The sequence below is a fragment of the Brucella oryzae genome (assembly GCF_041929965.1).
GTDB lineage: Bacteria > Pseudomonadota > Alphaproteobacteria > Rhizobiales > Rhizobiaceae > Brucella > Brucella oryzae.
In genome coordinates this window covers 377,425-402,474 of record NZ_JBHEEO010000001.1, presented here as the reverse complement: position 1 = coordinate 402,474, position 25,050 = coordinate 377,425, and the positions used below count along the sequence as shown (strand labels likewise).

The following is a 25,050-nucleotide window of genomic DNA, read 5'->3' as shown; positions in this document are numbered from 1 at the left end:
AAAAGAACCACGAACAGCTCGATTCACAGCGCAGCTGATGAAACCGAAGCACAGAAGGGCGGCAGGCAACTGCCGCCCTTCTGTGCGCAAGCGCTATATTATCACGCTTCGGATGAATGTTCCCACATCTCTGGCGGTATCAAGGCATCGTGCCGTAGCGCTTTGCTATACGCACGAGTATGGCGTTGAGATCGAGAATAACAGGACGCAGATCATTTCTTCGCCACGCGAGCGCGGAGGGAGTTGGGGGAAGATCGATTTCGACAAAACTGATACCTGGTGTCGTGTAGTAGTTCCCTGCGCGTTTTGTCAGCATCACCAACCCCTGTCGTGAGGCAACCGCAGCAATGGCCTCGCGGATGGTGCGCACCACCGGACCTTGGGCAATGGGCTTCCCGTAAGGTGTGTGTTTGGGGAAATGGAAGTTGTCCCATTCCTCCGTCACTGATCCGGGTGTGATCCGAACCAGCGTTTCCTCGGCGAGATATTCCGGGTTGAGCAGCGAGAACCTTGTAAACGGATGACCGTCTGGCACGCACAACATGCGCTGATCGCGCATTACCACCGGTCCATGCTGCAGGCTGTCGATCCCCAATGGCAGGCGGCAAAATCCTGTATCCACAGTCCCGTCAGCAATCGCTGAAAACTGATTGAGATAGGATAATTCGACAAATTCGAGTTCTATATCAGGGTGTTGCTCCGCAAACTCCATGACCAGCGGCGAATGGAGTTCGTAAAAACCGCCGCCGAGAAATCCGATCCGCAATTGCCGCAACTTGCCTGCGGCCTGTCTTTTGCAATCCATATAGGCCGCACGCAGAGCTATGATAGCAGGTTCGCTGCCGTTCTTCAGATTCTCACCAAGCCGGGTCAGTGAAACTCGACGGCTGGTGCGATCGAAAAGCGCGCCCCCGATGATCTTTTCCAGCGATTTGATTGTTTCTGAAACACTGGATTGGCTCATTCCAACCTTTTCGGCCGCTCGACCGAAATGAAGCTCCTGCGCTACGGCCAGAAAGCATTCCAGCTGGCGTAATTCCATGATTTGCCTCGGACTATTATCTCCATGGGCGATAGATGCCCATTCTTTACGCAGGTCATGATAGCGGTCTCATTGCGGGAAAATCAATCGGAATTTCCGATTGATCAGTCTCAAAATGCGCCTTGATCGAACTCTTCCAGCATGAAAATGAAATGAAACATCGGAATATTAGCGGGATTATAAGGAGGAGTTATGACATCTCACACGTCCTATGCCGAGGTTGTACTCAATGGATCGGCAGAACCGATTGAATTCTTCGTCGAAGGAAGCCGGATACAGGGCACATTCTACAAGCCAGCGGCGACGGCGCAGAAGTTGCCGGTCGTGGTTTTTGCCCATGGCTGGGGTATGGTGGCTGGCGGTGACCTTGAGGACTATGCAGCAAAGGCTGTCAACGCGGGCCTCATGGCTTTGACGTTCGATTTTCGTAATCTCGGTCTTAGCGAAGGTACACCTCGTCAGGAGATTGATCCGCATCGCCAGGTTGAAGACATCCGCGCTGCCATCTCCTATGTACGCAGTCGTTCGGATGTTGATCATGACAAGATCGGTCTCTGGGGGTCAAGCTATAGTGGCGGCCACGCCCTTTACGTTGCGGCTATTGACAGGCGCGTGAAATGTGTCGTCGCCCAGGTTCCCACCATCAGCGGTTTTCGCGCTGCAAGGCGTCGCGTAAGTGGTGACAAGGCGACAGCCATGCGCCTTGCGTTCGAGGCTGATCGTGAAGCGCGTTTTGCCGGTGCGGCTCCAGTGATGATCCAGACCGTCGCTTCAGACCCCAACGCACGCGTTGCCTATCCGGGACGAGATTCTCACGATTACATGATGAGCGAAGCAGAACGTTGCCCGAGTTGGGTCAATGAAATCACTCTGCGATCTCTGGAACTCGCCCGTACCTACGAACCGGGAGCCTATATCACACGAATCGCACCGACGCCGATGTTGATGATTGTAGCAACCGATGACGCGCTGACGCCGAGTGACTTGCAACAAGAAGCTTTCAATGAAGCTTACCAGCCTAAAAAGCTCATGCTTCTGCCGGGCGGACATTACACCGTCTATCGGGAACATTTCGACAAGACAAGCACCGCTGCAGCCGAGTGGTTTGCAGAACACCTGCTGTGACGCAGCACATATTGAGTTCAGGGAGGATATTAAATGACGACAACGATTGCGAGGCAACAGCGTCTTAAATCGCTGCGTGCTGTTTCCGCAGGCAATGCACTCGAATGGTTCGACTGGACGCTGTACGGAATTTTCTCAGTTTATCTCGCACGCAACCTGTTTGACAATTCAGACAAGGCATCTGCCTTGCTCGCCACGTTGGCGGTTTTTGCCGGAGGGTTCATCGCCCGTCCGATAGGCGGATGGGTGTTTGGAATGCTGGGTGACCGTTATGGCCGCAAGCTCACGCTGGTGCTGACCATGAGTCTGCTGGCCCTTACCAGTCTTGGTATTGCGGTTATTCCCTCTTATGAAACAATCGGGGTGGGCGCGTCCGTTCTCCTGTTTATCTGCCGTCTTACACAAGGACTGGCTCATGGCGGGGAATCGGGAGTTGCATTCGCCTATGTGGCCGAAATTGCTCCCAAAGAGCGTCGCGGTTTCTGGTCGAGCAGCGTGTTTGTCAGTGTGACGGTCGGTGTGATGGCCGCCACTGCACTCGCGGCACTTCTGAGCTCTTTGCTCGGTCCGGAGGCCATGGAGGCCTGGGGCTGGCGGGCGGGCTTTGCGACAGGGGCATTGCTTGGACTTTACGCACTGATCCTGCGTCGCAGTGCTGCTGAATCCGAAGTCTTTGAAGCCGCTTCCGAAGATAATGGCCGTGCAAAGCTGGAAATCACCGGGCGTCAGGCTGCTCGGATCGCAGTTAACATCATCATGCTGGGCGCCGCAACGAATGCTGCCTACTATACCTGGGTTACCTTTGCACCAGCGACGGCAATAGCCACGCGTGGCATGGATCCTTCGGGAGCATATTTTGCCAGCCTGCTTGCCCAGATCGTCTGCATCATCTGGCTACCGATTTGTGGCTTGCTGTCCGACCGCTTCGGCCGCAAACCGATGGTCATGGCCTGGGGGCTTGCTGTCATCATCTTCACGATTCCGATCGACCGCATCGTTACCAGCGAACCGTGGACACTGTTTGTTGCCCAGTTGATGGGACTCGGTTCATGGGCGCTCCTCGCGGCTATTTTCCCGGCCCTGATGGCAGAGCAGATTCCCACGCAGGCAAGAGCTCGGGGAATCGGTTTTGTAACCTCCTTTTCGGTGGCGATTTTCGGAGGCACAGCGCCCTATCTCAATACATGGCTCAATTCTACGGGACATGGGCATATTTATCTCGGTTACGTGATGGTGCTTGGCCTTGTTGCCTGTGTGGCGTCGATGATGATCCGAGAAACCGCAGGTGTCGATCTCAACGATATTACGGTTCCCGCCTCCGGCAAAAATGGAACCCAGAATGAGATTGTTCCCGGCAGCGTTTGATCCGGTTTCAAGACTAAAACCTGCTCTTCAATATTGAAGTGAATGCACAGACTGCAAGCAGATGTGCGAAGACCCGGCGATTTAAGCAGTATCTGCGTAAGTTGCCTTAATGAACAGGAAAATACCTATGAAGAATACTAATCCCACCGATCTCAATGGCAAAGTAGCTGTCGTAACAGGAGCCAATGGTGGCATTGGTCGTGCGACAGTGGAAGCTCTGTGCGCTCGGGGAGCCCGCGTCGTCATGACGGATATGAAACAGCCCGAAAATCTGCCCGCAGGAGTAGAGTTCCAGTTTCTGGACGTCACAGATGTGGAAGCCCTGCGCAATCTTGCCGGGACGGTCGCCGCCAAACATGGCTCGTTGGATATTTGGGTGAACAATGCTGGCATGTTGAACCGGCAAGATTCGCTTGAACTCGAGCTTGACAATTGGCTCAAGACCCAAGCCGTCAACCTTCAGGGAACGTTCTTCGGCGCACAGGCAGCGGCCAGACAGATGGCAAAGCAGGGCAGCGGCGTGATCGTCAACCTGTCGAGCTATGCAGGCGTCAAGGCTCGTCCCAACTGCGCTGACTATGCATCCGCCAAAGCTGGTGTTGCCCATCTGACCAAATGTCTTGCACTGGAATGGGGGCATCTCGGCATTCGGGTCAACGCCATTGCGCCGGGCTATATCGAAACGCCAATGAGCAGCTGGATGCACGGAGATCCCGAAAACTACAAAACCTATCTTGCGAAAATTCCGGCCGGCCGTTTGGGGCAGCCTGAAGAAATCGCCAAGACCGTTGTTTACCTGGCTTCAGATCTTGCCTCCTATGTAACCGGACATGTCGTGGCAGCGGACGGTGGAGCTTCCAAATCCTGACCGATGCAATGGACATAATCCGACCAGAGTGAAACGAGGGTCGATAAGATTATGCTTGGATTATAGGTGGTTAGAGCGACGATCCGATCCAATCAAGATCGAAACGCGCTCCAAGAACTTTCAAAATCAAATAACGGGGCACATCGAAAGTCGGAGTTATCGAAGTGCTCTCCTGGGAGATATGAATGGTACAGGATTATTGGGTCGATAAAGCTGCTGTGGTGACAGGGGGAGCACGTGGACAGGGTGCCGCAGAGGTCATAAGGCTTTTGAGCGCTGGTGCTATCGTTTATGCGGTTGATGTTTTGCCGGATAATGGTGAGAACTGGGGTGAATTGCGCTCTGCCTCCGACGCTTGGAAAGACAGGCTGCATATCGTTCACACTGATGTCTCGTCGGCCAAATCCTGGGACGATCTCGCAGCCAGATTGAAAAATGACGATGTAAAGCTCTATGCCCTCGTCAACAATGCAGGAATAACGCTGCGCAAGACCGTTACGCAAACCAGCCCGGAGGAATGGGAAAGGCTGATTGGCATCAATCTCAATGGCGCTTTTCTCGGAATCCGCGCATTGGCTCCGCTTATGAAGCGCGGTGGAGCGATAGTGAATATCTCTTCTACGGCCGGTTTGACAGGCTACTTCAGTGCCGCTTATTGCGCCAGCAAATGGGGGCTTCTGGGTCTTTCGCGCGCGGCTGCACTTGAACTTGCTGACAAGGGAATTCGTGTTAACTCTATATGTCCCGGTCTGGTCGAAACCCCTATGGCATTGCTTCCCAATGCCGAGCATGACGCCGAAAAAGCCAAAGCATTTTTTGACGGAAATCGTGATGCAACATTGCTTTCCCGTGGCGCTGATCCTGATGAAATCGCAGCTGCAGTAATGTTCCTGCTTGGACCCGATGCTTCTTTTATCACGGGAGCGGACTTGCCAGTCGATGGAGGTATGACCGGTGGCGGGATTTATTGGCGCATTGGAAAAGCAACCGGGAATCTATAAAATTTTCAAATAAGGTATCGACCAACGTCAACAATGATAAAGTATTGAATTAATATAGTTTATGGATTTGAAGTTCCTGAACGCCGACGTTGCGCAAAAGACAGAAACTTCATATCTGGCATGGAAGCAATTCCAGCCAAACTTAGATGCGAAGAAGCAAATACTTAGAGCGGCTTCAGCGACATTATTTTAACTGGAGCCGCTTCAAGGACCAACTCTTGTTCGTCCCTCGATCGGATATCTGTCTTCACGTTTATTGTGTTTATGCAACCTTGAACTTGCGAGTTGCAATCAGGCGCATGATCTTGATCTACGCTGCAGTTACTGCGGGTGATCTGCCCCCTGCAAAGTGATCCTTCATGAAGTATGGCTTTTTGAGCCTCAGAAGGACATTGAAATGGCAGCGACAAGACACAAGGCAGAAGAGATCGTCACGAAGCACCGCCAGGTTGACGTGCTGAATGCGCAAGGAAAATCGATGGTGGAAGCGATCCGTTCGATGGGCGTTAGGGAAGTTACATATTACCGGTGACGGTCCGAATACGGCGGATTGAAGGGCGATCAGGTGAAGCGGCTGAAGGAACCGGAGGCAGAGAATGCACGGTTGAGGCGGGCTGTTTCCGATCTCACCCTGGACAAGATGATCCTTGCCGAGGCCGCCAGGGGAAACTTCTGGGCCCCGACCGTCGCCGCGCTTGCGTAGACCATGGGATCGATGAACTGAAGGTGTCCGAGAGACGGGCATGTCGTGTTCTCGGTCATCCTAAGGGGCATCCCGACGCACGTTCGTTCCGACAACGGCCCGCAGTTCATCGCCAAGGCACTCCGGGAGTGGATCGCAGCAGTCGGGGCCAAAACCGCCTACATCATGCCGGGCAGTCCGTGGGAAAACGGCTATTGCGAAAGTTTCAACTCGAAGCTCCGTGACGAACTGCTCAACAGCGAAATCTTCTATACGCTCAAGGAGGCGAAAATCATCATCGAAAACTGGCGACAGCATTACAACACCGTGTGGCCCCACTCATCGCTGGGCTACAAGCCACCGGCACCCGAAGCAGCCCTCTGGCCTCCACAAAATGGGACAGCGTCAACACCAGTAGTGGCAAGTCGACCCAGCATGCACTAACATTCAAAACGGATCACCCCATGGGGGCAGGCCAGTTTGTGATTTAAGCTAGCTTATAGTAAACCTTGATGAACTTGACGCATAAGCAATTGGTCAAGCTCGCGCGACAGTTGAGTATTTTGAGGGTGTAATCGTCAGCATTTTCGCTCCCCAGTATCACGCTATATATTGAAACAGATTCAAAAAAAATTAGCTTGAAAACTTTGCAGGATTACCTTGCTTTGCGCGAACTGGTTTGCTGTCCCGAGCAGCTTTCAAGTTATAGAAGTTACAGTTCGACCGATAATCGAGGACGCTAACTAATGGTCACAAAATCGTGTGTGGCTTAATGTTTTCTGCAATCAAAACTTGCTGCTGATTTTTCGTTCTCGGTTATATTCATCGTTTTCCTCGCCTTCTATGCTCTCGTGGCTTTATGAGTGCTGGGAGGCAGAGGAGTGTTTATAATTTCGAAGGTTAATCCATATGACACCGACACGCAGGGACTTTCTGAGGTTTACAGCGTCAGGGATAGCGATCACCATTTTGCCCGTGCGTGCGGCAAGAGCTGCTTTGTTCGAGGATAAGATTCTGGAGCTGCCGCTTCCCCAGGGAACGAGCAAACTCAAGCGCCGCATCGACGGTGTGGCCAAGGTGACTGGCAGCAAGGTTTTCGCGCGCGATATTCGCGCCCGTGATATGGAGGGCTGGCCAACGGAACAGGCACATGCCTTCGTTATCTGGTCGCCGCGTGCGGATGCCTCCTTTATGGGTCTTGATCTCACCGTGCTTGGCGATGATCTCCAGCCGGATTATCTGGTGACCGCTGAAGACACCATGAAGGCGGGGCTGGATTTTTATGACGCCTATACTTACGGCGAAAAAATGCTGCTGCCCAAGGGAGAAGTGCCTCTATTCCTGGGACATCCGCTCGCTATCCTGGTTTATCGCGATTTTGCGCGTTTTACCGTGGCAAAGCGCACCTACAAGACCAAGCGTGACGAGATCATTCGCTACGGTGAAGCCACCGCGCCTGTCGAGCAAGGTCCATTCGCCAATTTCCGTTTCGTGCGTCTTGAAGGCGAAGGCGGCGCCAAGGGCGAAAAGGACCTCTTCAATCCGGTTGATGACAGCTATGTATTCGCTACCTATGACAAGAACGTGGTCAATTGGCCGAAGGCGAATGCATCGGGCGATGTCATGGGCCGCGGAATGGCCTATGCCGACGCCATCCGCTCGGAGCTGGAGACGCCGCCGGAAAATTGGCATGTGATCGAACGCGAATATTATTCGCCCTATATCGACGCGGCTGCGCTTGAACCGGACAATTGCAATTGCTGGTATGATGCGAAGGCGGGCAAGCTCGAAATTATCATGGCAAGCCAAAGCCCGCATGAAGTCATGACCGGCACTGCCGCCATGCTCAAGAAAAGTACGTTCAATATAAGCGAGCTGAAAGGTCACCCAGCCTATACGGTTGGCTACGGAACCAAGGAGCACAGCCCGTTCCCGTATTATTGTATCGTGGCAGCGCTTTTCGCCGAAGGGCATCCTGTGCGGTTGGCGCTCGACCGTGAAGAGCATTTCCAGACTGCCATCAAGCGTCATCCGGTTCGCATGACATACAAGCTGGGCATCGACCGTAAAACGCTAAAGATGCAGTCGCTTGCCGCCGATCTGGATCTGGATGGCGGTGGCCGCCAGAATTATACTACACCGGTAACCCAGGTGGCTGCTGGCGCGGCACAAGGTATCTATTATTTCCCGAAAAACGATATCGCCGCTATCGGCCGCTCATCCCGCGCGCCGCTTGCCGGCTCGGTGCGCGGTTTCGGTTCGCTCGAAGCACAGATCGGTACGGAAATGCTGGTCGAGGAACTGGCTGAGGAACTGGGCGTGGATTCGATGGAGCTACGCCTCATAAATGCTTTGCAGGATGGTCAACGTAATTCGGCCGGTGCATTTCCGCTGAGCCTGTGTCGGATGCGGGAAATGATTGAGCTTGATCGCACCAATCCCGTTTGGGTTGATCGCGCCAAGCGCAAGGCGGAATTTGAAGCAGAGAATCCGGCTTTGAAATACGGTGTTGGCTATGCAATCGCCAAGAAGGGCTTCGGGAATTCGAACGAGGCGGTCGCAGCGAGCATCGAACTTGGCAAAGACGGCAAGATTCGTCTTCAGCATATCGCTGTCGAAATCGGCACAGGCGCGGTCAGCACGCAGGCGCTGATCTGTTCGCGCTGGCTAGGCAAGCCTGCTGACGTGATTGAGAGCGCAGCACTCGACTGGTCGCCACTGGAAATGTTCGCTACGCTGAGTCCTTTCGTGATGGATAAGGCGCATCAAGACGAAATGTCCGTCAATCCGCTCTGGACACCTGCACTGGCGTCAGCATCAAGCGCAACCAATAGCGCGTTTTACTTTACGCACGGCACCAGTGAGGCAGGTCGCCTGATCTATGAACGCGGCATTATTCCGGCTGCGGCCCAGCTCTGGAACGTTACGCCAGAAACGGCGGCAGGCGCGACGTGGAAGGACGAGAAATTCGTCCTGCCTGACGGTCGTTCGCTTACGCTGGCCGAGATTGCAGCCAAGGCATACGAGATCAAGGCTATCACAGGCGCAATGATTCACGCTTTTGACCGTTGGGGCTGGGGTGAAGCGGATTACGATATTCTTGGCCAGACGACACGCCGTCCCATTGACGGTCTGGCGATCCAGACCGGATCGGATCAGTGGCAGCGCATTGAGCGACGCAATGTACACTATATGGACCCGCAGGTGGACAATGCCAGCTGGTCGCGGTTTGCGCCGATCTCGGCGCTCATCGAAGTCAGCGTCAATCGCGGTACGGGTGAGGTCAAGATTCTTTCGCACCATTCAACGGTCGATTGTGGTCGGATACTCGTTCCGGAATTTGTCTCGGGTCAGCTTCAGGGTGGTATTGGAATGTCGATCGGCCACGCTCTTTACGAGGGAATGCCGCTTTATGAAGGCGGTCCCGGCAGTGGCGACTGGAACTTCAACCGCTACAGGCTACCGCGCGGCAAGGATGTTGCGGTCTGGAAACATACGGCGACCATTCTTCCAGTCACCGAACAAGAGGATCATCCGAAGGGAATTGCAGAGGTCGTTCAGATTCCGACCATTCCCGCTATCGGCAATGCGGTCGCCCATGCAATCGGCAAACATCTGCGCGAACTGCCGTTGACGGAAGAAAAGATTAAAGAGGCTTTGTCATGAGTATTGCAACACGCGAGATCAGCCTGCGCATCAACGGCGAGAATGTCGGGCCTATTTCGGTTCCCGAAGAACTGCCCATGGTCGAATTCCTGCATGAGTATGTCGGATTGACTGGCAGCCGCTTCGGTTGCGGCCAGGGGCTTTGCCGTGCATGTACCGTTATCATTGATGAGGAGGATGGCAGCAGCCGTGAAATGCGAACCTGTATCACGGGAGCTCTCTATTTCAATGGCCGCTCCATCCGCACCATTGAAGGCCATGCGACCAAGGATGCAGACGGCAATCTGAAACTATCTCCTGTCCAGGAAGCATTTCTGGACCACTTCTCGTTCCAGTGTTCCTATTGCACGCCGGGCTTCGTCAATGCGGCTACTGTACTGATCGAGCGTCTGCAACGTGAGCCGGTCGCACGCGATCAGGTCGAGCAGGTCATTGAAGATGCACTTAACGACCATATTTGCCGCTGCACCGGTTACGTGCGTTATTATAGTGCGGTGCACGATGTTGTCATGAACACACCGGGGCTTGTGAAATGAAGCCGGTTTACAAGTGGTGTCTCGCTATCGTTGTGCTAGGCGGTATAGCGACAGCATCGGTTCCGTTCTGGCCAGCGAAGTCTTCCTACGACCAGGCGGTCGCCGATCAGCGGCTGTCTGCCGACAAGGACCGGCTGGTGGAGCGGGGAAAATACCTTGCAGCTGTCGCTGACTGCGCAGCCTGCCATCAATCACCCGATGGTGCCCCTTATGCAGGAGGTTTGCCGATTCAGACACCTTTCGGCGTCATCTACGGCACCAATATTACGCCTGATAAAGAAGACGGAATCGGCAGTTACACATCGGCCGATTTCTTCCATGCGGTGGCGGATGGTGTAAGAGCGGACGGACAAAGGCTTTATCCTGCCATGCCTTTTGGTTCCTATCATGCAATCCGTCAGGAAGATTCCGACGCGATCTACGCTTATCTGATGACCCAGCAGCCTGTTCACCGCAAGAATCCGCAGACAGAGTTGCCGTTCCCCTTCAATCAGCGCTGGGCGCTGGCCTATTGGGGTGTGGTCAATGGCAAAGTAAAACTGCCTGACGATCCGGCACGCGCACAGGGCGCCTATCTCACGGATGTTCTGGGGCATTGTCAGGAGTGTCATACGCCGCGTAACGCCGTTGGCGGGCTGAAACTGGCGGAAGCCTATCAGGGCGGTGATCTCGGGAAGATTTCGGCACCGAGCCTGACACCGGAAACACTTGCCGCGCGAGGCTGGACAGCGGAAGACCTCCGCACTTTCCTGAAAACAGGCATGGCGCCTCAGGGCACAATGACACTGGAAATGTATCCCGTGTTGCTGCATTCGTCACAATATATGAAGGATGAGGACATTGCCGCGATCCAGAACTATCTGACAGGGGACAAGCTGCCGGAAGCGGAAAAACGTGCGGAAGTACCGATTGATGCGGCTGTGCGTCAAAGCGGACGCGATGCTTATATTTCCGTTTGTGCTGGCTGCCATGGTCTGAATGGCGAAGGTAAGCCGCATATTGCCCCGTCGATGAACACCAATACGACTGCGCAATTGGCCGATCCCCGCAATCTTGTTCATGTCATCCTGGATGGATTGCCTGAGCAAAAGCTCGCCAACGGCGAGGCCATGCAAGCCATGCCCGGGTTCCGCGATACGCTATCGAAGAAGCAGACCGCCGATCTGGTCAACTATATGCGTGCGGAGTGGGGAGGCCAGCCAGCCAACATCACGATCAAGGATATAGAGAAGGCGGGCGGTTAATACCTGCCCGTCAGGATGGGGCATGATGGCCCCATCATTATGCAGGTTTTCTGAATGGATGGATATATTGTAACGGAATTGCCTGATCCGCATTGCGCCTTATCGACGGATCGGGCGGGGGATATTCTTCGTTTTGCGCATAATGCACTCGAACGAGGTCATGGCTGCGCCCTGGTCACACTCGTAGAAATTATTGGTGGAGCCTCGCGCGCACTCGGCGCACATATGGCTATTGCAGACAATGGCAGTTATTGCGGTTATGTCTCCGGCGGTTGTGTGGAAGGGATAGTGGCGCGTGAAGCGCTGATGGCATTGGCTGAGGGCAGAGACCGGGAATTGCGTCTGGGCAGGGGGTCGACCTATTTCGATGTCGCGCTACCCTGTGGTGGCGGCATTGTCTTGTCGATCCATATCATTCGCGAAATCGAACCAATAAAAGCTGTTCTGGAGGCCAACAAAATGCGTAAGGTCAGTGGGCTGACTTATGATCCGCAAGCCGGTCTGCTGACACAAACCGCATGCCCTGCCGAGACCGGTTGGCACTCCGGCATCTTTTCCCGCAACTATCGACCAGATCCGCGCATTTTGCTTTTCGGTCGGGGGCTGGAGAGCGATACTTTGGAAAAAGTTGCTGCTTCGCTGGATATCGATACAGTTCGTGAACCCATCGATATTTTGCCAGATCGAGATACAGCCATCGTCGTCCTCTATCACGATCTTGAAAAAGAGTTTCCTGTTTTACGGCAGGCGCTCGCGAGCGAGGCATTTTTCATCGGCTGTCTCGGCAGCAGGCGAACCCATGCACTTCGCTGTGCGGCATTGACCGAAGATGGCTTTTCGCAGGAGCAAATTGACCGTATTTCTGCGCCTATCGGCCTGTTTGGTCCGGCACGTGACGCACGGTCATTAGCGGTTTCCATTCTGGCAGAAATAATGTCACATAATCGATCTGCGAAGACTGGCTAAGTGGGGTATGCACCTTGGAAGATGCTTCTACCGTCGCGGTTCTTGTCCTTGGCGCTGGTCTTGGTTCCCGCTTCAATGGCGGCGACAAACTTGGAAAACACCTCGGCGGCATGCCGGTAGCCCATTATATCCTCTCTTCTCTGAAACCGTTCAACTGGGGACAAAGAATTTTGGTTTGCCGCGGCGCGCCACAATGGACGGAAGCTTATGCGGAAGAGGGTTTTGTACTGGCATCTCGCTCCGACGCGGAAAGCGGAATGTTGGGTTCAATCCATCGTGGACTGATGGAAATCGCCGGCCAGACACATGTATTGATCTGCCTTGCAGATATGCCTCTGATCCCGAAGGAACACATGAACCGCCTGTTAGAAGCCCGACAATCGAACCCTGTCACAGCCATTGCATCCCGGTCGCATTCATATCGCGGAGTCCCCGCGATATTTCCGATCGGCAGTTTGTCAGCTTTGCCGAGGTCGGGCGAAGGCGGTGCACGCGACCTGCTGGTGAATGCGAAACTCGTCGACGCGTTTGACCCATCGCTGTTTGTAGATATCGATACTGCACAGGATCTCGAACTGCTTCAGGCGCGTTGCTCGAGCACGGGGGTATGATCCGGTTACAGGCTTATTCCCTTTGGTATCTGTACTTTGAACAGGATAATTATCGATTGCAGCAACTACTGATATTTTTGAATATTATCTTCGATAATGGAAAGTCGCTTCCGGGTGAAGTGCTCCCCGAATTTGGACCACGGAGAACTGAAATTTTCCGGGTTCTGCACTGAGCCCAAGATTGGACCGCCGGGGATTAGAAATTTCCGGCTCTTATGCCAATGGCGGGCTGATGACGCCATCGGAATTATGCAAGGCAATCGGCACGTTATATCCGATTGTCGAGTGAGGGCGATCCTCATTATAGTGTCGACGCCAATTCTCCATAAGGGTCATAAGTGGAAAATTCCATTTCTGAATGGCTTAATTTAACGGGGACACATCAAATTCTACACCATCACATGCTGAGACTAAACACCTAACGCTTTTCTGCATTGCGCCGGGTTTCCGCGTCCACCATTTCGCGGAACTGGCGCAGTAGCGGATGGCGTGCCGTCTGCTTGACGCCGTAGCCGAGATTGAACGCATAATTGAAATCCGGTGGATTGCGCCCGATATTGTGCTGCATCATGGTTTCAAGCTTGTCGAAGCCCTTGGCAAAGATGGCTTCCACCGATTTACCCTCACTGTAATCCGTCCACAGCTCCATGATTTCGGTGCTGAGATCGTCCGGCAGCGGTGCGCAAAGTGTCATGAGGTCCGCTTTTTCACGCTCCGCACGTCCATCATCGGCGGATTGATGGATGGCAGGGACATCGCCGGAAATCGCCTCGCCCAGATCGTGGACGATGCACATCTTGATGAGTTTCAGCCGGTCGCAATCGCCCAGCTCCCGGTCGAACAGCGTCACCAGCAGGCATAGCCGCCAGCTATGTTCGGCTGTGCTTTCCGGTCGGCCCTGAGAAGTGTGGCCGGAACGCAAAGTGCTTTTCAGCCGTTCTGCATGTTGGATAAACTGGATTATGCCGCCAAGCCGGGCTGGATCGATCGGGTATTCCGTTTCGGCGCTCATGGCTGACTCCTGATTTATCTGTATGAATCAATACATATAATTGCAATTTTAACGGTTTATTTGCCATGATGAATATTAATCTGGATCAATAGCCACGGGTGAAAAGCGGGACGGAGCGATGGTGGAACGGGAAGGGGAGAGGAGACGTGTAGCTGCGCGCCCGCTTCTGGCCTATGCGCCGGAATTCCTTGAGCCTGTGCCACCTTTCCGTGCGATCGAAGATAACGACGAAGACCGTGAACATCAAAGGCGCCGTGAGGCGTTGCTTCGTCGCAAGCAGGATCTGCTAGATGCAGAACAGAGCGAACGGGTGGATCCGAAGGCTGATATGCAGGGCCGGATGAATGCCGTGCGGGAGGCATTGCAGGCCAATCTCGACGCTACATCGATCAAGGAACCGTCTGCGTCGGAAGCGTCGGCATCAGCCGCCGTCCCGAAACCTGAAAGCGAGCCGATACAATTACCGCGCCGCAAGCGGCGCTGGGGCCTTCTGGCCGGTTTCACGCTGCTGGGTGGAATTGTCGGAACCACATATGCTTCTCTGGTGCCGCCCCAATATGGTGCGACGGCATCCATGCAGGTTTTTCCACCAGAGCGGCGCAGCGAAATTGCCTCGACTATCGTTCTGGAACGCGCCGCACAGATGGCGCGCATCGAACGTGCAGCCGATCTCGGTGCTCCTTCATTTCTGGAGGAATTGCGCACTCGTCTGAACAGATTGCTGCCAGAAGACCAGCAATCCCCGGCCTTGGCAGGACACAAAAAGATGTCGGGTGCGCAATTGCTGCGCCAGCGGCTGGGTTTCACACAGGCGCTCGACAGCGGAACGGTGAGTGTCGAGGCTACGGCCGACAGGCCGGAAACGGCGGCGCTTCTGGCCAATGCCGTTGTGCAGGCGTTTCGCGATCATCTGCAGGGCGGCACAACGCTGAACGGTGCTGGGGGCGATCTTCCGACACGCCTGCTCAATCTGGAAGCGGATGCTGAGGCGGCAAAGCAGGCGGCAGCGGCTTTTCGCGTCAGCCGGGATTTTGGCGATGACGACAACAAGGCCGCACTTCAACGCGAATTTGCCGACAGCAAGGCGGAGACGGCGCGCATCGCAGCGGAGGCCAACAATCTGAACGGCGCAACCGCCGAGAGCCTCGCCAAAAAGGGCGTGCCCGAATCCATGCGATCCGGGACGCTGGGTACGCTGGTGGAGCGCTATCGCGCTGCGGGGCAGGGGAGTGAAGCGAAGCAAATTAAGGCCGAAATTGACAAGGAGATTTCCAGCCAGCGTAGCATGTTACAGGCCGATCTTAAGAATGCGGTCGAACACGAGCAAAAAGCAGCTGCCGCCATTGCCGGTTTTGGCTCGACGCCTGCGACGGACGAAGACAGAGCCCGCCTGCAAATGCTGGAACGCGATGCGGCGGCAAAGCAGGTGCTGTTCGAAGATTTGCAGATGCGTGCGGCGCGGGGCGAAACTTCCGCGGCGGGGGCTGCTGCAACCGTGCGGGTTGTTGCACCCGTCATGGCGGAACCGAACCCGCGCAATCTCTCCCCGCAAGGGGTTGTCGTCCTTGGATTGCTGGGCGGATTTTTGTTTGGTCTTGTTTCGATGATGCTGGCCGGACGCAAGCCCCGATCATCGGTCAGAAGCGAAGCCGAGCCGGAAGAGGTTCTGGAACCCTACGGTGAAACCCGTCTTGCTGCCGTTATCCGCGAAGCCAATGCGCGCTGGGAAGCCGAGAATGCAGGCTCGAACCGGCCGAAGGAAAATGCCGCGCTCGGTCGTGCCATCGACGACGTACGTTCTGAAACTTCATAAAATCCTGCATTGTCGCGCATTCGCCAATTGTCATCGGGCGTCATGACGCTTATGGGCATGTGTACGGAAAAGATGTCGTGTATCTCCCAGACATTCACGAAAGAACGGAGCGCTCGCTATGGCTCAATTGATTGATGGCAAGAAGCTCGCCGAGGATGTGGTTTCCACGGTGAAGCGTGAGACCAAAAAGCTCGTGGCCGCAACCGGCGTTGTGCCCGGCATTGCGGTGGTGATTGTCGGCGAAGATCCGGCAAGCCAGGTCTATGTCGCCTCCAAGAGCAGGAAGGCCAAGGAGTGCGGCTTTCACTCCGTTCAGCATGATTTGCCGGAAACGGCGTCGGAGCAGGAGCTTCTCGACCTGATCGAGAGCTTGAACAATGATCCCGCGATCCATGGCATTCTGGTGCAGTTGCCGCTGCCGAAGCACATCGATTCAGGCCGGGTGATCCAGACGATTTCGCCGAACAAGGATGTCGACGGCTTCCATTTCATCAATGTCGGCAAGCTTGGCACCGGCGAGGTCGAAACGGCCTTCGTTCCCTGCACGCCAGCCGGTGCGATGATTATGATCGAGCGCGTTCATGGCCGCGATCTTTCGGGGCTGAATGCCGTGGTGATCGGGCGTTCCAACATCGTCGGCAAGCCGATGTTCAATCTTCTGCTTGCTGCAAATGCCACGGTTACGGTTGCGCATAGCCGCACGAAAGACCTGCCCGAGATTGCCCGCACGGCGGATATTCTGGTGGCGGCGGTCGGGCGTCCACAAATGGTCAAGGGCGATTGGGTCAAGCCGGGCGCAACCGTGATCGATGTCGGTATCAATCGCATTCCGGCACCGGAACGGGGCGAAGGCAAGACGCGGCTGGTCGGCGATGTCGATTTTGTGGAAGCCGAAAAGGTCGCCGGAGCGATCACCCCGGTTCCCGGCGGCGTCGGTCCGATGACCATCGCCATGCTGATGGCGAATACGCTCACCGCAGCCTGCCGCACTACCGGCTTGAAAAAGCCAGTTTTTTAACACAATTGAACTGCGTTTTTCGTGCAGTTTAAATCCGGTTTTGATGGTTTGAGAGGCAAAACAGTGTGAATCACTGTTTTGCCTTAATTTCATTTGGGCTGTTTTCAGAACACCGAAGCGCCTTCGTCGGCCCGTCCGGCGATCTGGCGGAAAGCGCGGAACAATTCGCGCCCCATGCCGTGTTCGTTGCCGGAAAGATCAGGGCGATCTTCGCCGCGATCATGCAGCAGCGCGATATTGGTCAAAACTTCCAGAGTACCATTGACGGCATCGAGGCGGATAACATCGCCATCGCGGATTTTTCCGATGACGCCGCCGTCGAGCGCTTCCGGCGTGACATGGATGGCGGACGGAACCTTGCCCGACGCGCCGGACAGGCGACCATCGGTGACAAGGGCGACGCGCTGGCCGCGATCCTGCAAGATGCCGAGGACGGTCATCAGCTTGTGCAGCTCGGGCATACCATTGGCTTTTGGACCCTGATAGCGGACCACGGCGATGAAATCGCCGGTCAGCTCACCAGCCTTGAACGCGGCCTGCATTTCCGCCTGATCGTTGAACACCCTGGCGGGTGCTTCAATGACCTGACGCTCCGGTTTCACGGCGGAAACCTTGATGATCGCATTGCCGATATTTCCGGTCAGCACCTTGATGCCGCCGGTCGGCTGGAAAGGCGCATGGATCTTGGCCAGAACCTTGTCGTCGCCGCTTTTTTCCGGCACCGGCTCGCGCACAACCGTGCCGTCGGCGCCAAGCTTCGGTTCAATCGCGTAAGGACGCAGACCTTCGCCGAACACGGTGCGCACATCCTCATGCAGGATGCCGCCATCGAGCAATTCGCGGATCAGGAAACCCATGCCGCCAGCGGCGTGGAAATGGTTCACATCGGCAAGACCGTTCGGATAGACGCGGGCCAGAAGCGGAACCACATCTGAAATTTCCGAAATATCATGCCATGTCAGCTTGATACCGGCAGCTGCCGCCATGGCGATCAGGTGGATGGTGTGGTTGGTCGAGCCGCCGGTCGCATTGAGACCAATGACGCCATTGACGAAGGAACGCTCGTCCAGCATTTCGCCGACCGGCGTATATTCATTGCCGCAGGCGGTGATCGCCAGCGCACGCTTGGCGGCTTCGCGGGTCAGGGCGTCGCGCAGCGGCGTACCCGGATTGATGAAGGATGCGCCCGGCAGATGCAGGCCCATGATTTCCATCAGCATCTGGTTGGAATTGGCCGTGCCGTAGAAAGTGCAGGTGCCGGGGCCGTGATAGGATTTCGATTCCGATTCCAGCAATTCGGCGCGCCCGACCTTGCCTTCGGCATAAAGCTGGCGGGTCTTGGCCTTTTCGTCATTGGGCAGGCCGCTGGTCATCGGCCCGGCAGGCACAAAGACGGCTGGCAGATGGCCGAAGGTCAAGGCACCGATGATGAGGCCGGGCACGATCTTGTCGCAGACGCCGAGATAGACGGCGGCGTCGAACATATCGTGCGACAGGCCGACGGCGGTTGCCATCGCGATCACCTCGCGGGAGAACAGCGACAGTTCCATGCCCGCAAACCCTTGCGTGACCCCATCGCACATGGCAGGCACGCCGCCCGCAACCTGCGCCACGCCGCCCGCTTCACGCGCTGCCTGCTTGATGAGTTGCGGAAAGGTTTCAAACGGCTGATGCGCCGACAGCATGTCGTTATAGGCGGTGATGATGCCGAGGTTCGCAATCTCGTCGCCGGTCAGCGCCGCCTTGTCGTGCGGGCCGCAGGCGGCAAAACCATGGGCGAGATTGGCACAGGCCAGAACCGTGCGGTTCGGCTTCTTCGAAGCAGCCTCGCGCACACGGCCAAGATAGGCCTCTCTGGTCGGCTTGGAGCGTTCGCGAATGCGCGCGGTGATTTCCTGTATGCGTTTATGTGCGGACTGCATGGGCATGGGTATCACCTGTGCCAATCTGGCTTGAATCGAATTTAACTTGTCCAGTAAAGCTGGATCGGTGTGCGAGCGTGGTGGAAGACAGCCCGCACGGGCATTTCATTCTCGTCATCGCTGGAAAGCGCCTTTTCCAGCGTTGCCTGCTTGGCAGCGCCTTCAATATGCAGAACCAGCATTTCGGCCTCAGCGATGAGCGGCAGGGTCAATGTCAGGCGCTTTTCACCGGCACTCTCGGCATGGATCGGTAGCACGAGCGCGCGCGTTGCCGGGTCGATCGCCTGATCGAGCCGGTCGGCATCGGGAAAGAAGGAGGCGGTATGACCGTCATTGCCCATGCCAAGCACCACCACGTCGAAAGGACGGCGCAATGCGTCGATGCGGCTGGCGGCGGCAAGTGCTGCCGTTTCGACCGTCGCTGCCGGATTGTACAGGCCGACGAACCTCGCCACACCCGCATGATCGCGCAAAAGATGCTCCCGCACCAGCTTTTCATTGGATCGGTCGCTTTCAACGGACACGAAACGTTCATCCACAAGGGTGATCGTGACGAGATTCCAGTCGATCATCTTGCGGGAGAGCACCTCGAACAGCCTTAGCGGTGTGGTGCCGCCGGAGACGGCGAGCGTTGCCTGTCCCCGTTCAGCGATGGCGGCATTCAGCTTGTTCGCAATGGCTTCCGACAGTGCCTGCGCCAGTTCCGTTCCGCTGGTAAAATCATGCCGTTCGATGCTCATTCCATTCCTTTCCAAAGCAGTAACTGAAGCGCTCGGCTTCGGTGTCACAGGCTTTCGTGCCACGTGCGCCCGTCACGCTCGATGAGCGCTATGGACGATGACGGTCCCCATGTTCCTGCTGTGTAACCCTGCACAGGCTGGCTGTTCAACTCCCATCCCTGAAGGATCGGATCAACCCAGCGCCAAGCCGCCTCAACTTCGTCGCGGCGCATGAACAGGGTCTGGTTGCCGCGCACCACATCCATGATGAGGCGTTCATAAGCATCCGGATTACGCTCGCTGAAGGATTCGGCAAAGCTCATATCCAGCGGCACGTGACGCAGGCGCATGCCGCCCGGACCCGGATCCTTAATCATCAGCCACTGCTTCACGCCTTCATCCGGCTGGAGACGAATGACGAGCTGGTTGGCCATCACCTTACCGGCGCTTTCACCGAAGATGGAATGCGGGATCGGCTTGAAGGTCACGACGATTTCCGAAACGCGCGTGGCAAGCCGCTTGCCGGTGCGCAGATAGAACGGCACGCCAGCCCAGCGCCAGTTGGCGATTTCCGCCTTCAACGCCACGAAGGTTTCGGTATTGCTGGTGTCGCTTTCGAGGTCTTCCAGATAGCCGCGCACCGGCCCGCCTGCCGAAGCGCCGGCGCGATACTGGCCGCGCACCGTCACATCTTCGACATTGAGGTTGGTAATCGGCTTCAAGGAGCGCAGCACCTTGACCTTTTCATCATGCACAGCGTCCGCTTCAATCGAGGACGGCGGCTCCATGGCCACAAGGCAAAGCAGTTGGAGAATATGGTTCTGCACCATGTCGCGCAGCGCACCCGCCGTATTGTAATAACCGGCGCGGCCTTCAAGGCCGACGGCTTCCGCAACGGTAATCTGCACATGGTCGATATGGGCGGAGTTCCATAGCGGCTCATAGAGCGCATTGGCAAAGCGCAGCGCCATCAGGTTCTGCACGGTTTCCTTGCCGAGATAGTGATCGATGCGGAAGATCTGATCTTCGCGGAAAACGCTGCCCAGCGTATCGTTGAGCGCCATGGCGGATTCGAGATCGCGACCGATCGGCTTTTCCACGATAATGCGCGTATCGCGGGTAATCAGGCCATGCGCCTTCAGGCGCGTGGCGATATCGCCGAACAGCGTCGGGCTGACAGCGAGATAGAAAGCGCGGATCTTTTCCGGCTTCTTGCCAATCAGAGTCTTGAGCGCGTCCCAGCCCTCTTCGGACTTGGCATCGACTGCCACGTAGCTGAGGCGGGCGAGAAAATTATTGACTTCTTTCTCATCGATTTCCTCGGCCTTCACATGTTCATGGATGGCGTTGCGCGCGAACTGCCGATATTCGTCATCGGTCATGGCGCTGCGTGATGCGCCGATGATACGCGTCGGGTCGGTGAGCTGGCCTGCGCGCTGGCGCTGATACAGTGCCGGGATGAGCTTGCGTTCGGCAAGATCGCCGGAACCACCGAACACGATGCAGTCGAAAGGCTCTACCGGAATTGTCTGGCTGGTCATCTGTCGCTCTCTTCTCTTCTAGTGGTCTGATTCCGACATTTGCATTCCTCTGATACAGGCGCCGAGCAAATGTCGGAATTGCAAAGACCGCTAGTAACTTTATGTAACTAGCGGATTTTTCGAATTTGACGTTTGAAACAGCGTCCCATTCAGTCGGAATTCAAACGTCAAATTCAATCCGCTAGCGCAAATCAGTCTGCTTGTGGGCAGCATGCGATTTTCAAGCTGCCCTTGTCTATTATCTAATCGATTTAAATTCAACAGTTGCGATGCCGCATTCTCGTGATTGTGAGACATTCCTGACAATATTTCCCATAATGGGAATATTGCCCTTGTTCCCATTATGGGAATAGATTAAAATGTCTGTCATGCAGATCATTGCTCGCAAAACCCTGAGGGACTTCTGGATCAGGCATCCGCAAGCCGAAACACCTTTGGTTGTTTGGTTTTCTCTCGTGAGCAAGGCGCATTGGACCGGGCCATCCGACATAAAGAAGATGTTTGGTTCGACCGTCGATTTCGTAGCGGATAATCGTGTCATCTTTGATATTGCCGGGAACAAATACCGCCTGATTGTTCATGTAGCTTATCCATTCGGGCGCGTGCTCGTAAAATTTGTCGGCACGCATAAGGAATATGAGCGCATCAATCCGGAGACAGTGTGATGGAAAATATTCGTCCAATCAAAACCGAAGCTGATTATGAATGGGCTCTGGCAGAAGTTGCTGCCTATTTCGACAAGCTGCCGGAAATCGGCTCGCCGGATGCAGATCGGTTCGATGTGCTGTCGGCGCTGGTCGAAGCATATGAACGCGAACAATTCCCTATCCCTGTTGCCGGGCCGATAGAAACAATCACCGCCTATATGCAGATGCATGGGCTGAACCAGTCCGCTTTTGCGGCGGTTATCGGGTCGCGGTCGCGTGCTTCGGAAATTCTCAACCGGCGTCGGGCGCTGACGATGGACATGGCCTACAAGGTCAATCGGGCGTGGGGTATTCCCGCTGAAATACTGCTTCAACCGTACCATCTCGCCAGTTCCCGGTCCGATGCGGCCTGAATGCGAATTGCACTCGACCGATGGGTGAGAAAGCAGATAAAGCTGCTTGCTCGGTGAAGCGGAATTGAATCGGAATGTTTGGGGTTTTCGGGCCAAATCCTATTACAAAATTGATTTACGACATTGTGCCAAAGGAGAATGACATGAAGAGGCTGCAGGATAAGGTCGCAATCATCACCGGTGCCGGTTCGGGCTTCGGTTCAGGCATGGCGCGCCGATTTGCAGCCGAAGGCGCAAAGGTTGTTCTGGCCGATGTGAACGTCAAACGTGTCGAGGATGAGCTTGCCGATATCGGCAAGAACGCACTTTCCGTGCAGGCGGATGTATCGCGCAAGGACGACATGGAGCGCGTGGCGCGCACGGCCTTCGAAGCGTTCGGCCGCATCGACATCATGGTCAACAATGCCGGTTTTACGCATCGCAACATGCCGCTGACGGAAGTGACGGAGGACAGTTTCGACCTGATCTCGTCCGTGAATATGAAGGCGCTTTATTATTCGACCCAGATTGTTGTGCCGATCATGGAGCATCAGGGCGGCGGCGTCATCATCAACACGGCTTCGGCAACCGCATTGCGTCCGCGCAAGGGGCTTGTCTGGTATAGCGCTTCCAAGGGCTGGATCATCAGCGCGACCAAGGCGATGGCGCTGGAACTTGCGGACAAGAATATCCGCGTGAACTGCATCTGCCCGGCTGAAAGCGACGGTGAAGCATTGAAGCTGTTTCTGGAGGAGGACACGCCGGAGGCACGCGCAGCACTTAAGGCCACCATTCCGCTCGACCGGTTTTCGACGCCGGAGGATGTGGCGGAAGCTGCGCTCTGGCTGGCCTCGGACGCCGCTTCCATGGTGACGGGGACGGCGCTCAGCATTGATGGCGGGTATTCTATCTAGCCATCGGCTTCGGCAAGGAAGTCATCAAATATGGCTTCCAGCCGCCTGTGCCGTTCGGCGGCCATCAGCTTTCCGGTTTCCGTCTTGAAACCGGAGGCGAGGCCAAACAGTTTCGTGCGGAAATGATCGAGCGCGAAGCGCTTGTCATTCAGCGGGCGGTTTTCGGCGTGCGGGTCGCGCCAGTCGTAAAGTGCACTGCCCATGCGGCCCGCAATGTAAAAGCACCGCGCAGCTCCAATGACGCCGATGGCGTCGAGCCGGTCGGCATCCTGCAGAATCTTCGCTTCTGTCGTGACAGGCTCGATATTGGCCGAAAAACTGTGCGCCTCGATGGCATGGGCGGCGAGGTCGATGCGCGCGTCATTCCAGCCGAGGTTCTGCAGCAAGGTTGTTGCCTTTTCCGCCGCCAGTCGCGAAGCGCGGTTTCTGTCAGGCGAACTTTTCTCCACACTCACGCAGTCATGCAGCAGGGCTGCGGCGCAAAGCACTTCGGCATCGCCGCCTTCCTGACGCTGGATCGCAGCGGCATTTTTCCAGACGCGGGCAAGGTGAGACAGGTCGTGCGACCCGTCCTCGCCATGCTCGAGCGCATGGGGCAGAAGCCTTTCCGCAAGCATATCGAAAGGCGCGAAAATATGGGCTGTCATGCTGGTTCCGCCATGGGTTTTGGGGATTCGGGAGATGACGGAAATTACGGGTTCTTGCGCAGGACGGTCCAGTTATAAAATGCGCCGAGAGCCATAATCAGGCACGTGCCGAGGAATACGGACCGCATACCGAAGTGACCGCCGACAAAACCGCCAGCGACGGGACCGGCAACTTGGCCCACATATTGGGCCGAGACGGAATAGCCCAGAATGCCGCCCGCCACACGGTCGGGGACATTGTGCCGGATGACGCTGGTGATACAGGGCAGGAGACCGCCTAGCGCCAGTCCCATCAGAAAACGCAGGCCGATCAGCTGCCAGGCTTGCGTCACGAATGCCTGCGGGATTAGCAGCAATGCGGAAACAGCCAACGCGCCGATGATGACGCGCGTATGGCCGATGCGGTCGGCAAGACGGCCCAGCCGCGAGGACGACATGATGCTGCCGAGTGCTGCCGCAGCCATCACCACACCGGAGATGAGTGTCACTTTCGTCTGATCGTCCATCAGCTGGATTACATAGACGGTGATGATCGGTTCGATCGACATATTGGCGAAAAGCAGCAGCATGCCCGTCACCAGCATGGCGATGACCGGTTTCCTGTCAGGGATGGCGGCCCAGATGGATTCCGCCTTCTGCTCCTTGGTTGGCTTCAGCGGCCTGCGCTCTTCGCGGATCAGAAAGGTGGTGGCCAGAAAAGTGAGGAAAATCACGCCGCCAGCCAGCCAGAAGGTGGCGCGGATGCCGATCAGCGGGGGTAATGCGCCGCCGAGCAAGGGCCCCGCCAGATTGCCGGCCATGATGCCAGCCGAAAGCGCGCCCAGCGCCCAACCGGTCTTTTCCTTCGGTGTCTGTGTGGCGACGAGGATCATCGACCCGGACGAATAGCCGCCCGCAATGCCTACGAAAAGCCGCAGCGCCACCAATTGCCAGACGCTCGTCACCATGCCGATCAGCGACATGGCGATGGCCATGCCGAGGCTGGCGCGGATCAGCATCAGCTTGCGCCCGTATCGGTCGCCAAGCCTGCCCCACAGCGGCGCGACGAAGGCTGCAGCCAGAAAAGTAGCGCCATAGGCGATGCCCGACCATTGCACGATGGCCGCATGATCGGTGACGCCCAATTGCTCCACATAGAGCGGCAAGAAGGGTAGGAGAAGCGACATGGCAATGAGCGTCGTGAACGAACCGATGAGGCAGATCAGCAGGTTCTGCTTCCAGTAGCGTTCGTGGTTTTCGTCGGCAGTTTCATCCCTGGCAGCGGCTTGGGCGGTGCTCATGTCATGTCTCGCGATTGCAATGTATTCCATTTTGGGATA

Annotated in this window: 22 protein-coding genes and 1 pseudogene; 15 read left to right on the top strand and 8 right to left on the bottom strand. The window is 55.9% G+C overall.

Annotation, left to right across the window (positions count from 1 at the left end):
* Positions 1-139: 139 nt before the first annotated feature.
* Positions 140-1,042, bottom strand: a complete 903-nt coding sequence (locus tag JNC70_RS01865; protein WP_104757574.1) for a LysR family transcriptional regulator — start codon at positions 1,040-1,042, stop codon at positions 140-142.
* A gap of 192 nt (positions 1,043-1,234) precedes the next feature.
* Here JNC70_RS01865 and JNC70_RS01860 point away from each other — a divergent pair, with 192 nt between their 5' ends.
* The 10 genes and pseudogenes from JNC70_RS01860 (at position 1,235) to JNC70_RS01815 (ending at position 13,106) form a co-directional block, all read left to right on the top strand.
* Entirely contained in the window at positions 1,235-2,167 is a 933-nt protein-coding gene (locus JNC70_RS01860; RefSeq protein ID WP_104757573.1) for an alpha/beta hydrolase, read from the top strand.
* A 33-nt stretch (positions 2,168-2,200) separates the two neighbouring features.
* Positions 2,201-3,532 carry an MFS transporter gene (locus JNC70_RS01855; protein ID WP_104757572.1) on the top strand — a complete coding sequence of 444 codons (1,332 nt, stop codon included), beginning with the start codon at positions 2,201-2,203 and terminating at the stop codon, positions 3,530-3,532.
* Positions 3,533-3,659: 127 nt separating this feature from the next.
* On the top strand, positions 3,660-4,400 hold the full coding sequence (locus JNC70_RS01850; RefSeq protein ID WP_104757571.1) for an SDR family NAD(P)-dependent oxidoreductase: 741 nt from the start codon (positions 3,660-3,662) through the stop codon (positions 4,398-4,400).
* A 185-nt stretch (positions 4,401-4,585) separates the two neighbouring features.
* The gene (locus tag JNC70_RS01845; RefSeq protein WP_104757570.1) at positions 4,586-5,401 is read left to right on the top strand and encodes an SDR family NAD(P)-dependent oxidoreductase; all 816 of its coding nucleotides are present in this window, start codon (positions 4,586-4,588) and stop codon (positions 5,399-5,401) included.
* Positions 5,402-5,798: 397 nt separating this feature from the next.
* Positions 5,799-6,527, top strand: a pseudogene (locus JNC70_RS01840) (integrase core domain-containing protein).
* A 465-nt stretch (positions 6,528-6,992) separates the two neighbouring features.
* The gene (locus JNC70_RS01835; RefSeq protein ID WP_104756808.1) at positions 6,993-9,749 is read left to right on the top strand and encodes a xanthine dehydrogenase family protein molybdopterin-binding subunit; all 2,757 of its coding nucleotides are present in this window, start codon (positions 6,993-6,995) and stop codon (positions 9,747-9,749) included.
* On the top strand, positions 9,746-10,285 hold the full coding sequence (locus JNC70_RS01830; RefSeq protein WP_104756807.1) for a (2Fe-2S)-binding protein: 540 nt from the start codon (positions 9,746-9,748) through the stop codon (positions 10,283-10,285). Before JNC70_RS01835 ends, JNC70_RS01830 begins: the two co-directional genes overlap by 4 nt.
* Positions 10,282-11,529 carry a c-type cytochrome gene (locus JNC70_RS01825; protein WP_374788533.1) on the top strand — a complete coding sequence of 416 codons (1,248 nt, stop codon included), beginning with the start codon at positions 10,282-10,284 and terminating at the stop codon, positions 11,527-11,529. Before JNC70_RS01830 ends, JNC70_RS01825 begins: the two co-directional genes overlap by 4 nt.
* A 54-nt stretch (positions 11,530-11,583) precedes the next feature.
* Positions 11,584-12,495: an XdhC family protein gene (locus JNC70_RS01820; protein WP_104756805.1), complete on the top strand. Its 912-nt coding sequence runs from the start codon at positions 11,584-11,586 to the stop codon at positions 12,493-12,495.
* 14 nt (positions 12,496-12,509) lie between these two features.
* Positions 12,510-13,106 carry a nucleotidyltransferase family protein gene (locus JNC70_RS01815; RefSeq protein ID WP_167394085.1) on the top strand — a complete coding sequence of 199 codons (597 nt, stop codon included), beginning with the start codon at positions 12,510-12,512 and terminating at the stop codon, positions 13,104-13,106.
* A gap of 213 nt (positions 13,107-13,319) precedes the next feature.
* On the opposite strand, the gene JNC70_RS01810 is transcribed toward JNC70_RS01815, so the two are convergent.
* Positions 13,320-13,433 (bottom strand): integrase core domain-containing protein, encoded by a 114-nt coding sequence (locus JNC70_RS01810; protein ID WP_374788537.1) that lies wholly within the window; start codon positions 13,431-13,433, stop codon positions 13,320-13,322.
* A gap of 91 nt (positions 13,434-13,524) precedes the next feature.
* Positions 13,525-14,118: an HD domain-containing protein gene (locus tag JNC70_RS01805; protein WP_104756802.1), complete on the bottom strand. Its 594-nt coding sequence runs from the start codon at positions 14,116-14,118 to the stop codon at positions 13,525-13,527.
* 118 nt (positions 14,119-14,236) lie between these two features.
* Between JNC70_RS01805 and JNC70_RS01800 the strand changes: the two genes are divergently transcribed.
* Both JNC70_RS01800 and folD read left to right on the top strand, forming a co-directional pair.
* Positions 14,237-15,931, top strand: coding sequence for a GumC domain-containing protein (locus JNC70_RS01800; RefSeq protein WP_104756801.1), 1,695 nt, complete (start codon positions 14,237-14,239; stop codon positions 15,929-15,931).
* Between the two features lie 118 nt (positions 15,932-16,049).
* Positions 16,050-16,949 carry a bifunctional methylenetetrahydrofolate dehydrogenase/methenyltetrahydrofolate cyclohydrolase FolD gene (gene folD, locus JNC70_RS01795; protein ID WP_104756800.1) on the top strand — a complete coding sequence of 300 codons (900 nt, stop codon included), beginning with the start codon at positions 16,050-16,052 and terminating at the stop codon, positions 16,947-16,949.
* 104 nt (positions 16,950-17,053) lie between these two features.
* On the opposite strand, the gene edd is transcribed toward folD, so the two are convergent.
* From edd to zwf, 3 genes are read right to left on the bottom strand one after another with little or no spacing between them, the layout of a single operon-like run.
* The gene (edd, locus tag JNC70_RS01790) at positions 17,054-18,877 is read right to left on the bottom strand and encodes a phosphogluconate dehydratase (RefSeq protein WP_104756799.1); all 1,824 of its coding nucleotides are present in this window, start codon (positions 18,875-18,877) and stop codon (positions 17,054-17,056) included.
* 35 nt (positions 18,878-18,912) lie between these two features.
* Positions 18,913-19,611 (bottom strand): 6-phosphogluconolactonase, encoded by a 699-nt coding sequence (gene pgl, locus JNC70_RS01785; protein WP_104756798.1) that lies wholly within the window; start codon positions 19,609-19,611, stop codon positions 18,913-18,915.
* A 44-nt stretch (positions 19,612-19,655) separates the two neighbouring features.
* Positions 19,656-21,131: a glucose-6-phosphate dehydrogenase gene (gene zwf / locus JNC70_RS01780; RefSeq protein WP_104756797.1), complete on the bottom strand. Its 1,476-nt coding sequence runs from the start codon at positions 21,129-21,131 to the stop codon at positions 19,656-19,658.
* Positions 21,132-21,499: 368 nt separating this feature from the next.
* On the opposite strand from zwf, the gene JNC70_RS01775 reads away from it, so the two are divergent.
* The 3 genes from JNC70_RS01775 (at position 21,500) to JNC70_RS01765 (ending at position 23,084) form a co-directional block, all read left to right on the top strand.
* On the top strand, positions 21,500-21,796 hold the full coding sequence (locus JNC70_RS01775) for a type II toxin-antitoxin system HigB family toxin (RefSeq protein ID WP_104756813.1): 297 nt from the start codon (positions 21,500-21,502) through the stop codon (positions 21,794-21,796).
* A complete protein-coding gene (locus JNC70_RS01770) occupies positions 21,796-22,191 on the top strand; it encodes a helix-turn-helix domain-containing protein (RefSeq protein WP_104756796.1) in 396 nt (131 codons plus the stop codon). The genes JNC70_RS01775 and JNC70_RS01770 overlap by 1 nt, the downstream gene beginning before the upstream one ends.
* 143 nt (positions 22,192-22,334) lie before the next feature.
* Positions 22,335-23,084: an SDR family oxidoreductase gene (locus JNC70_RS01765; RefSeq protein WP_104756795.1), complete on the top strand. Its 750-nt coding sequence runs from the start codon at positions 22,335-22,337 to the stop codon at positions 23,082-23,084.
* On the opposite strand, the gene JNC70_RS01760 is transcribed toward JNC70_RS01765, so the two are convergent.
* Together JNC70_RS01760 and JNC70_RS01755 are read right to left on the bottom strand one after the other, a co-directional pair.
* Positions 23,081-23,731 carry an HD domain-containing protein gene (locus JNC70_RS01760; protein ID WP_104756794.1) on the bottom strand — a complete coding sequence of 217 codons (651 nt, stop codon included), beginning with the start codon at positions 23,729-23,731 and terminating at the stop codon, positions 23,081-23,083. The genes JNC70_RS01765 and JNC70_RS01760 overlap by 4 nt on opposite strands.
* Before the next feature lie 44 nt (positions 23,732-23,775).
* A complete protein-coding gene (locus tag JNC70_RS01755; protein WP_245414790.1) occupies positions 23,776-25,011 on the bottom strand; it encodes a multidrug efflux MFS transporter in 1,236 nt (411 codons plus the stop codon).
* Positions 25,012-25,050: the final 39 nt, after the last annotated feature.